12 protein-coding genes, 2 tRNA genes and 1 pseudogene are annotated in these 9,354 nt (G+C 69.6%); 7 read left to right on the forward strand and 8 right to left on the reverse strand.

What is annotated here, in order from left to right; translation table 11 throughout:
• Positions 1-154 precede the first annotated feature (154 nt).
• Together dksA and gltX are read left to right on the forward strand one after the other, a co-directional pair.
• Positions 155-586: an RNA polymerase-binding protein DksA gene (dksA, locus tag Q8Q71_RS01575; protein ID WP_305757893.1), complete on the forward strand. Its 432-nt coding sequence runs from the start codon at positions 155-157 to the stop codon at positions 584-586.
• Between the two features lie 68 nt (positions 587-654).
• Entirely contained in the window at positions 655-1,989 is a 1,335-nt protein-coding gene (gene gltX / locus Q8Q71_RS01580) for a glutamate--tRNA ligase (protein ID WP_305757894.1), read from the forward strand.
• A gap of 77 nt (positions 1,990-2,066) precedes the next feature.
• Here gltX and Q8Q71_RS01585 read toward each other — a convergent pair whose 3' ends face one another.
• Complete coding sequence (locus tag Q8Q71_RS01585; RefSeq protein WP_305757895.1) at positions 2,067-2,369, reverse strand: hypothetical protein; 303 nt, start codon at positions 2,367-2,369, stop codon at positions 2,067-2,069.
• A gap of 127 nt (positions 2,370-2,496) precedes the next feature.
• Positions 2,497-3,099, reverse strand: coding sequence for a TIGR00730 family Rossman fold protein (locus Q8Q71_RS01590; protein WP_305757896.1), 603 nt, complete (start codon positions 3,097-3,099; stop codon positions 2,497-2,499).
• A gap of 72 nt (positions 3,100-3,171) precedes the next feature.
• On the opposite strand from Q8Q71_RS01590, the gene Q8Q71_RS01595 reads away from it, so the two are divergent.
• Positions 3,172-3,924, forward strand: coding sequence for a hypothetical protein (locus Q8Q71_RS01595; protein WP_305757897.1), 753 nt, complete (start codon positions 3,172-3,174; stop codon positions 3,922-3,924).
• A 138-nt stretch (positions 3,925-4,062) separates the two neighbouring features.
• Here Q8Q71_RS01595 and Q8Q71_RS01600 read toward each other — a convergent pair.
• Positions 4,063-4,137 (reverse strand) — tRNA-Asn (locus tag Q8Q71_RS01600).
• Positions 4,138-4,207: 70 nt separating this feature from the next.
• Here Q8Q71_RS01600 and Q8Q71_RS01605 point away from each other — a divergent pair.
• Both Q8Q71_RS01605 and Q8Q71_RS01610 read left to right on the forward strand, forming a co-directional pair.
• Positions 4,208-5,011: an RNA methyltransferase gene (locus tag Q8Q71_RS01605; protein ID WP_305757898.1), complete on the forward strand. Its 804-nt coding sequence runs from the start codon at positions 4,208-4,210 to the stop codon at positions 5,009-5,011.
• A gap of 88 nt (positions 5,012-5,099) precedes the next feature.
• Positions 5,100-5,222 (forward strand): hypothetical protein, encoded by a 123-nt coding sequence (locus Q8Q71_RS01610; protein ID WP_305757899.1) that lies wholly within the window; start codon positions 5,100-5,102, stop codon positions 5,220-5,222.
• 4 nt (positions 5,223-5,226) lie between these two features.
• Here Q8Q71_RS01610 and Q8Q71_RS01615 read toward each other — a convergent pair whose 3' ends face one another.
• From Q8Q71_RS01615 to Q8Q71_RS01635, 5 genes and pseudogenes are all read right to left on the reverse strand, one after another.
• A complete protein-coding gene (locus Q8Q71_RS01615) occupies positions 5,227-5,637 on the reverse strand; it encodes a hypothetical protein (RefSeq protein WP_305757900.1) in 411 nt (136 codons plus the stop codon).
• 17 nt (positions 5,638-5,654) lie between these two features.
• Positions 5,655-6,002: a hypothetical protein gene (locus Q8Q71_RS01620; protein WP_305757901.1), complete on the reverse strand. Its 348-nt coding sequence runs from the start codon at positions 6,000-6,002 to the stop codon at positions 5,655-5,657.
• A gap of 108 nt (positions 6,003-6,110) precedes the next feature.
• Complete coding sequence (locus Q8Q71_RS01625) at positions 6,111-6,380, reverse strand: hypothetical protein (protein ID WP_305758077.1); 270 nt, start codon at positions 6,378-6,380, stop codon at positions 6,111-6,113.
• 115 nt (positions 6,381-6,495) lie between these two features.
• Positions 6,496-6,666, reverse strand: a pseudogene (locus Q8Q71_RS01630) (LuxR C-terminal-related transcriptional regulator); the annotation flags it as partial.
• Positions 6,667-6,787: 121 nt separating this feature from the next.
• Positions 6,788-6,861, reverse strand: a tRNA-Cys gene (locus Q8Q71_RS01635).
• Positions 6,862-7,011: 150 nt separating this feature from the next.
• On the opposite strand from Q8Q71_RS01635, the gene Q8Q71_RS01640 reads away from it, so the two are divergent.
• Both Q8Q71_RS01640 and Q8Q71_RS01645 read left to right on the forward strand, forming a co-directional pair.
• Positions 7,012-7,641 carry a protein-L-isoaspartate O-methyltransferase gene (locus tag Q8Q71_RS01640; protein ID WP_305757902.1) on the forward strand — a complete coding sequence of 210 codons (630 nt, stop codon included), beginning with the start codon at positions 7,012-7,014 and terminating at the stop codon, positions 7,639-7,641.
• 128 nt (positions 7,642-7,769) lie between these two features.
• Positions 7,770-9,251: a TolC family outer membrane protein gene (locus Q8Q71_RS01645; RefSeq protein WP_305757903.1), complete on the forward strand. Its 1,482-nt coding sequence runs from the start codon at positions 7,770-7,772 to the stop codon at positions 9,249-9,251.
• Positions 9,252-9,354: the final 103 nt, after the last annotated feature.

Genomic DNA, 9,354 nt, shown 5'->3' on the forward strand with positions numbered 1-9,354 from the left:
GCGCGCGGCGGGTGATGAAGAAATGTCACGCTCGCAGGCGGACTGTCAGCTTCACCGGTCACGCTCGCGCGAGCGTTGTTGCCGCGACTCTTCGTCGTCCCTATAGGCAGGGCTGCGCCACAGGGGGGCGCTGTTTACGAGCGTGAGTGCGACCATGAACGCATTGGCCTCTGAGATCGTCCTGCCGGCCGCGTACAGGCCGTCCGACGACGAGCCGTTCATGAACGAACGGCAGCTGGCCTACTTCAAGGGCAAGCTGATGGACTGGAAGGACGACATCCTTCGCGAGTCCAAGGGGACCGTCGTCAACCTGAAGGCCGAGACGGAGAATCATCCGGATCTGGTCGACCGGGCGTCGTCGGAGTCCGACCGGGCGCTGGAGCTGCGCACCCGCGACCGCCAGCGCAAGCTGATCTCCAAGATCGACGAGGCGCTGCGCCGCATCGAGGACGGCTCCTACGGCTATTGCGAGGAGACCGGCGAGCCGATCAGCCTCGGACGGCTGGAAGCCCGCCCGACGGCCACGCTGTCGGTGGAGGCCCAGGAGCGGCACGAGCGCCGCGAGCGGGTGCACCGGGACGACTGATCGCCCGCGAGCCTTGACTTGAAGGGTGCGGAGCGCGACCTACGCGCCTCGCGTTTCAAGGTCTCCTCATGTCCGTCAAGGTCCGTTTCGCCCCGTCGCCGACGGGTAAGCTGCACGTCGGCAACGTCCGCACCGCCCTGGTGAACTGGATGTTCGCGAAAGGGCAGGGCGGGTCGTTCGTGCTGCGCATCGACGATACCGACCTGGCGCGGTCCACCCCCGAGTTCGAACAGGGCATCGAGGACGACCTGGCCTGGCTGGGCCTGGTCTGGGACGAACGCTACAACCAGTCGAAGCGGTTCGACCGCTACGAGGAGGCCGCGGCCCGGCTGAAGGCTGCGGGCCGGCTGTACGCCTGCTACGACACCGCCGAGGAGCTGGACCGCCGCCGCAAGGTGCAGCTGTCGCGCGGCCTGCCGCCAGTCTACGACCGCGCCGGCCTCAACCTGACCGAGGCCGAAAAGGCCGCCTATGAGGCCGAGGGCCGCCGTCCGCACTGGCGCTTCCGGCTGGACGGCCGCCGGGTGGCCTGGGAGGATCTGGCGCGCGGCCACGCCGAGGTCGACACGACCTCGATGTCGGACCCGGTGCTGATCCGCGAGGACGGGCTGTTCCTCTACACCCTGCCGTCGGTCGTCGACGACATCGACATGGCCATCACCCATGTGATCCGCGGCGAGGACCACGTCACCAACACCGGGGCGCAGATCGAGATCTTCGAGGCGCTCGGGGGACCGACGCCGGCCTTCGCCCACATGCCGCTGCTGGTCGGCGCCGACGGCCAGGCCCTGTCCAAGCGGCTGGGCTCGCTGTCGATCGCCGAGATGCGCGACCAGGGTTATGAGCCGATCGCCATCACCAGCCATCTGGGCCGTATCGGGACGTCGGACCCGCTGGAGGTCGGCGCCTCGGTCGAGGCCTTGGGCGCCAGCTTCGCCTTCGCCAAGATGGGCCGGTCCCCGGCCCGCTATGACACGGCTGATCTGGACCGGCTGAACGCCCAGGCGCTGCACGTCATGGACTACGCCACGGCCCGGCCGCGTCTGGCCGATCTGGACGCGGATCTGGGCGAGGCTTTCTGGAACGGGGTGCGCGGCAACCTTCAGAAATTCGCCGATGTCGTTGAAATGGCGACGATCGTTCGGGGCCCTGTCACGCCGATGATCGAGGATGCGGCCTTCGCGGCGGCGGCTTTGGCAGCTCTGCCGGAGGTGATCGACGAGACCCTGTGGCCGACGTGGACGGCGGCGGTCAAGGAAGCCACGGGGGCCAAGGGCAAGGCCCTGTTCATGCCGCTGCGGCTGATGATCACCGGTCAGGCGCATGGTCCGGACATGGCGACGCTCGCGCCGATGATCGGTCGCGAGCGGATCGTCAAGCGGCTGAGCGGCGAGACGGCCTGAGGGCGGCCTGGGCCGACCTCAGGCTCATCTTGTTGGGGCCGCGGTCAGAAGGCTCCGCCTTCTCGACCCGACGCGGCCTAGGCGTTGCAGGCCGCGAGCTGTTCGGCCGTCAGGGCGACGCCCTTGTAGCTGAACGACGACACCGCGCCGAAGCGGGCCACGACGCGGCGGCAGGCGCGGGTCGCCGGCTGGTTGGCGCCGCCGTTGGCAGTGCAGGACGCCCCGTCGCAGTTCCATGACGCGCCATCGATGATGGTGCGGGCGGCGGGGGCGCGGGCGGCGTCGGCGAGGACGGCGCTGGTGGCGGCGGCCGTGTTGGGGGCCTGGGCGAAGGCGGGGGCGGCGGCGAACAGGGCCGCGGCGATGAGCAGAGCACGCATGGGGGAGGTCTCCGGAATGGCGAGGCGGCGATCCGCCCCGGGACGCCACTGTCCGTTTTCATACGAAACTGTCAAGGCGCGTCCTTAAAGGAAACGCACGAACGGTGGCTAACTGACCAGTGATTACTTATCGGCGATCATGTTGCAAGCGCGGCATGTCGTCCGCCTCCTGCATGGCCGCGATCGCTCCTTCGACCGTGTCCCGGACGACCCAGGCCTGACGGAAGCTGGCCGGGGTCATGCCCTCGGCGATGCTGTGCTCCATCACGGCCAGCAACGGCTCCCAGAAGCCGTTCAGATTCAGGAAGATGACCGGTTTGGAATGCAGGTCCAGCCGCTTCCACGACAGCACCTCTATGGCTTCTTCCAGGGTGCCGACGCCGCCCGGAGCGACCACGAAGGCGTCCGACTGGTCGTACATGATGGTCTTGCGCTCGTGCATCGAGGGCACGATCAGGGTCTCGACGTCGTCGAACAGCCGTTCGCGGCTGCGCAGGAAGCCGGGCATGACCCCCAGCACCCGTCCGCCCGCGGCGTGGGCTGCGCGCGCCGAGGCGCCCATCAGGCCGACGCCGCCGCCGCCGTAGACCAGCCGCCAGCCGGCGGCGGCCGTCTGTTCGCCGAACGCCCGCGCGGCGGCGGTGTAGGCGGGATCGGAAAGGTCAGACGATCCGCAGAACAGGCAGACGGACTTGCCGTCGAAGGGCTGGATGGCGACAGGCGAAGACATGGGGCCTCGGCAACGGATGGGAGACAGCGGCCGTCCCGGCGCGCTATCTGGGGAGATACTCCTAGCGGTCGGATGGACGCGATGAAACGGGCCATGTTGGGCAAGACGGCGATGGCGATTCCGGCGTGCCTCGCGCTGGCGGCCTGCTCCCCGTCCGCCACGCCGCAAACGGACCGGGTCCAGACCGAGGCCCCCGCCGGATGGACTCGGCCGCCGGCGATCGCGGCGGTGCAAGGAACCCGGGGGAGCCTGGTCTTCACGGGCCAGGCCGAGCCGGGCGCCCGGGTCGTGCTGCGCGCCGATTCGGGCGCGGCCTATGCGGCGGCGGCCGACGACGGGGGCCGGTTCGAGATCCGCATGGCGGCGCCGGCCGGCGACCTGCTGTTGCGCCCCGAGACCCAGGTCGGCCAGGACGCCGCGCACTCGCCGGACCGGTTGCTGATCGTGGCGGGCGGTCGCGGCCCGATCGTCATTCTTCGCCCGGGCGGCCCGACGCGACGGCTGGACCGGGCCCCGGCGCTCGGAGCGATCGACAGCGACGGCCGGATGCGCCTGGCTTCGGGAACCAGCTCCTCCGCGGTCGAATTGCAGGCCGGCGGCGAGTCCGGACGCGTGGCTCCCGATTCGTCGGGACGCTGGAGCCTGGCGCTGGGGCCATCGGCCGGACCCGACGAGATTCGCGTGGGCGCCCGGACCTTCGCCTGGCCGGGAGAGGGCGCGCCCGGGACGGCCCTGCGGGTCGAGCGGGCGGGCGAAGGCTGGCGCGTCGTCTGGACCGGTCCGGCCGGCGCGCGGCAATCGACCTGGCTGCCGGACGCCGCCTGACAGGGTTTACGCGCAGTTAACCAATTCGCGCCATCCCAAGGATGTCTTCCTTCTTCGAGGACACCCACCATCACCGAACTTTTTCAGCCCGGCGCGCGCGTCGGGCTTTTTTTCGATCGGCGATGAGGGGGGAAAGAGTGGCTCCGCGGGTAGGATTCGAACCTACGACCAGCCGATTAACAGTCGGCTGCTCTACCACTGAGCTACCGCGGAACACTTCCTCTCGGGAAGGCGGGCGCTATAGCAGCGCGAGTCAGACCGACGCAACGGGAAATATCCGATCTTGGCCGTGATCCGCATCGACCAGCCCGACGATCCGCGCATCGCCGGCTTCCGCGACATCCGCGAGCGGGACCTGACAGGCAGGCAGGGCCTGTTCGTGGCCGAGGGGGAGGTAGTGCTGAACGTACTGACGTCGGACCGGTCCCTGTGCCGTCCGGTCGCGCTTTTGCTGGACCGCAAGCGGGTCGGGGGGCTGGCCGGGCTTATCGCGCGGGTGGCGGACGACACGCCGGTCTATGTCGCCGACCAGCCGGTTCTGGATGCGATCGCGGGTTTTCACCTGCACCGGGGGATACTGGCGCTGGGCGAAAAGCCGCCGGCCCGGACCCTGGAGACCTGTCTGGCCGCGGCCGGGGCGGACGCCGTGGCGGTCGCGGCCTGCGGGATCGGCAATCACGACAACATGGGCGGCCTGTTCCGCAACGCCGCGGCCTTCGGCGCCGCGGCCGTGCTGCTGGACACGCACTGCTGCGACCCCTTCTACCGCAAGGCCGTCCGGGTTTCGGTCGGGGCCGTGCTGCGGACGCCGATGGCGGCCGGCCTGGAGGCGGCGGCCATGATCGACGGCCTCGAGGCGGCGGGCTTCGAGGCCCTGGCGTTGACCCCCGGGGCGGCCGAGCCGCTGGACCGGGTGGCGCGCGGCGGGCGGATCGCCGTCGTCCTGGGACCGGAGGGGCCCGGCCTGTCGCCGGCGATCCTTCGGCGGTGCCGGCCGGTCGGAATTCCGATGTCCGGCGGCTTCGATTCGCTGAACGTGGCGGTCGCCAGTGGAATCGCCCTGCATCATTTCACCCGGGAGGCGTGAAACGATCACCAAATCGCGATTAACGCTTTGTACACCTTGATGAACCGGCGAAGCTGTGCCGGAGTAGGGCGTCCGGGGGAGTTCAGTCATGTTCGGTGGGGTTTTCGTCTTCATTCATCGCAATGCGCGCATCGCGCTGGCGGTCGGCATCGTCGCCGCTGGCGTCGGCGCGGCCAGCGTCATCGGCTGGATCACCGCGCCGATCGGTTGACCTGTCAGGAGGCGGACGTCGCGCTGCGTTTGCGCCAGAGGACGCCCGCGAGAAGGGCCAGCATGACCGCGTCGCCCCAGACGTAATAGGCTGACACATAGGCCCACTGCTCCAGTTCGCGGAAGCGGACGAAGGTCAGATGGTTCGCCATCAGCAGGAACTGGAAGGCCGCCGCCCATATGGTCCACCGACGTCCGGAGAACAGGGCCAGGTAAAACAGGAACAGCATCGTGCCGCCGTCGAGCCCGATGGCGATCCATGGCGGCTCAATATGGTCAAAAGGCGCGAGAGCCGTCCCGATCCAGTTCAGGATCAGCACGGCCGCCGTCGCGCGCTCCCACCACCCTCCGCGCCAGAGAGCGAGAAGGGCGACGGCGGCGAGAAGCGCCAGGGAGACCGCGTAGATGGGCGACATTCCCTGGCATCGCGAAATCAGGAAACCAGCGCAAGCCCCGTGGGGCGGGGCGCCGTATCGCCCAACTTCTCCAGGCCGCCCATTTCCACACCCCGATAGGAGGTGTTCCGCTTCACTTCGGCCAGGGCCTCGTGAAGCGCGACCATCGCCCGCTGGGCGCCGACCTGGGCCGAAACCGCATCGGCCAGGGCGTCGAAGGCCGCCTGGCCCACCGTGGACGAAAGGCCGGCCTCGCGGCGGCTTCGGGTCAGGGACTGGGCCAGCCGGCCGAGCTGGCTGACGGCTTCGTCCTGGCTGGCCTCGGCCTGGAGCAGGTCCGTCGCCAGGCGCGCGACAACGGTCGCCGCATGTTCGCTGCGTTTCATTGGCTTACCTATTTTCAAGAAACGGCGCGGATCAGCCGCCGTACCGGATGCCTTGCAGGAGGAAGGCGAACCGTTCCGCGCCCATGACGCTCGTCAGGACCAGGGCGACTATTGCCGCGATGGCGAAGACGAACAGGATGCGGCCGAGGTGCTCATGTCCGACTCCGCCGGCTGAAAGCCCGAGTCCAGCAAGGCCGCTCCGATGTGGAGAATCTCCTTGAACGTGGCTTCGGGCGAAAGGAACGCCGCCTGTTTGCGCGTTCCCTCGACCAGGTGCTGAACCATCATCCGCTTCATCGGCGTATCCGCCAGGGCGAGAAGCACCGTCTGCAGTTGCGGCCAGCTGATGTCTGGCACCCGTCCTTCGGTATCGGTCATGGATCACCTCTTTCGCGCCGTCAGGAAAGGCGGACGGGGCGTTGAAGGCGATTGGGGGCGGTTCGGATACCGAGTCATTCGGAACAGGCTGGTCGGCGACCAGGAGCAGGGCCGCGTCCACCCGGCCGGCGGCGTTCAGCTTGCGGGCGGCGTTCTCGCAATGCCGGTCGACGGTCGACGGCTTGATGCCGAGGCGGCGCGCGATCTGCTTGGAGTTCAGGTGCGCGTGAACCAGGCGGAGACACTCGCGCTCCCGGTCTGTCAGTCGATCAGTTCGGCTCGGCATCGGCGGCCCCCCGGCTCTCTCCCCACCTTAACCACGTGAAGGGAATCACCGAAACGGGGAATTCGTCGACCGCGCAATCAGCGCTTGTCAGCGCCGGCGCGGATGATGACCGAAATCGCGATGGAGGCCTGACCGAGAATCGAACTCGGGTGCAAGGATTTGCAGTCCTCTGCGTAACCACTCCGCCATCAGGCCCTGGGCCGCCCGGGAAACGACCCCGTGGACGACCTCGCCATCGCGAGGGGCGTTCGCTATCAGATCGGATTGTCGCCCGCAACGCACAGACCTATAAGCGCGCCAGATTTCCGGCGCTTCGCCGGTCCCCAGCCGCAGGAACGTGTCTCCATGGATTTCGCCGCCGCCCGCAAGGTCATGGTCGACAGCCAGGTCCGCGTCAACGACGTCACCGACCGCGCCCTGCAGGCCGCCCTGCTGGCCGTGGAGCGCGAACGCTTCCTGCCGCAGGAGCGGGCCTGGGCCGCCTATGCGGAGATCGAGCCGGAGATCGCCGGCGAGCGCCGGCTGATGATGGCCAGGGACCTGTCGAAACTGCTGATGGCGCTGGACGCCCGCCCGGGCGAGACGGCCCTGGCGATGGCGGGGCCCTACGCCGCGGCGGTTCTGGCGCGGCTGGGCCTGACGGTCACGGCCCAGGAGGGCGACGCCGCCGTCTTCGACGTGGTCGGCCCCGTGCTGGCCGACGAGGGCGTGCGGCCGGTCGTCGCGCCGCTGAGCGCGCCCGAGGGTCAGGGCTACGACGTCATCGTCTCGGAAGCGGCGGTTCCGGCGCGGCCCGGAGCCTGGCTGAACGCGCTCAAGGTCGGGGGACGACTCGCGGTCGTCGAACGGTCGGGGCCGGTCGGCAAGGCGGTGCTGTATGTCCGGGGCGAGCAAGGCGTCTCGCGCCGCGAATTGTTCAACGCGGCGCCGCCCGTCCTGACCGAACTTTCGCCGGAACCGGCCTTCGCCCTGTAGGATGCGGAGGCCGACGGACAGCCGGCCCGGTCGCGTGAAAAAAACTTAACTGGCGCGAGCGCAAAGCGTCCCGCATCAGGCCTATGGGATACGAAGGGCGCGCTCTCCCGCGCCAGGCAGGAACAGACATGCTGAAACGTTCGCGCGCGCTCGCCTCGGTCGCCGTCATCGCCGTGCTCACCGGCATGGGCGGGCCCGCCTGGGCCGAGACGCTGCAGGAAGCGCTGGCCCTGGCCTACCGGACCAATCCGTCGCTGCTGGCCCAGCGGGCCAGCCAGCGGGCGCTGGACGAGTCGATCGTCCAGGCCCGGGCCGGCCTGCGGCCGCAGCTGGATGTGACGGTGAGCGCCAATTACAGCCGCTCGGACGACCCCGTGCTGGGCGTGACCGAGAACGACAGCGGCGGGGCCAGCATCGGCCTGTCGCAGACCCTGTGGTCCGGCGGCCGCATCGGTCACGGCATCAGCGCGGCCGAGGCCGAGATCCTGGCCGGACGCGAGAACCTGCGCGACATCGAACAGACGGTGCTGGCGTCCGTCATCCAGGCCTATGCCGACGTCATCCGGGACATCGACATCCTGCGCATCCGCCAGTCCAACCTCGGGGTGCTGCAACGCCAGCTCGAGGAGGCCTCGGCCCGGTTCGAGGTCGGCGAGATCACCCGCACCGACGTGGCCCAGTCCGAAGCCCGCCTGGCCCAGTCCGAGGCCGATCTGGCCAACGCCCAGGCCCAGCTGTCGGTCTCCCGCGCGGCCTATGCCGCCGTGGTCGGCCAGGCCCCGGGCGATCTGGCGCCCATGCCGGTGTTGCCGGGCCTGCCGACCGATTTCGACAGCGCGCTTGACGTGGCCCTGCTCGACAACCCGGGAATCCGGGCGGCCGGCTACAGCCTGCGCGCGGCCGAGGCCAATGTCGCGGCGGCCCGGGCGGAATACATGCCTTCGGCGCGGCTGACGGCGTCGTACGGCGGTTCGACCAACGACCTGGGCCGCCCGGGCGACATCGCCGACAACACCGCCTTCCTGGCCGGTGCGACCGTCTCTGTGCCGCTGTTCACCGGCGGGCTGAACAGCTCGCGCGTGGCCCAGGCGCTGGAGCGCGCCAACGTCGCCCAGATCAATGTCGAGGGCGAGCGCCGCGCCACCCTGCAGACGGTCAGCTCGGCCTACGCCCAGTCGCTGTCGGCCCGGTCGACGCTCCAGGCCGGCGAGGAGGCCGTCCGCGCCGCCACCGTCGCCGCCGAGGGCGTGCGGCAGGAGGCCCAGGTGGGCCTGCGCACCACCCTGGACGTGCTGAACCAGGAACTGGAGCTGCGCAACGCCGAGGTCACCCTGGCCAGCGCCCGCCGCAACGAATACGTCGCCCAGGCCAATCTGCTGGCCGCCATGGGCCGGCTGGAAGGCCAGGATCTCGACGCGGCCATGACCGTCTACGATCCCGCCGCAAACTACAATCGCGTCCGCAACCGCGGCGGCCTGCCGTGGGACGGGGTGATCGAGGCGATCGACCGCATCGCCGCCCCGCCGGTGACCCCGGCCAACGACGCCGCCGACGCGCCGATCGATACGCAGCTCAAGTCCGAGATCGTGCAGACGGCGCCCCGCGACTGACGTCCGGCGGGTCGCCCGCCGCGCGACTCCCGGCGACGTCCGTTAACCTGTGACGCGAAAAACGCCCGTTGATTCCAGCGGGCTGAGATGCGACGACAAGGCG

Source organism: Brevundimonas sp., from assembly GCF_030704825.1.
Taxonomy (GTDB): Bacteria; Pseudomonadota; Alphaproteobacteria; order Caulobacterales; family Caulobacteraceae; genus Brevundimonas.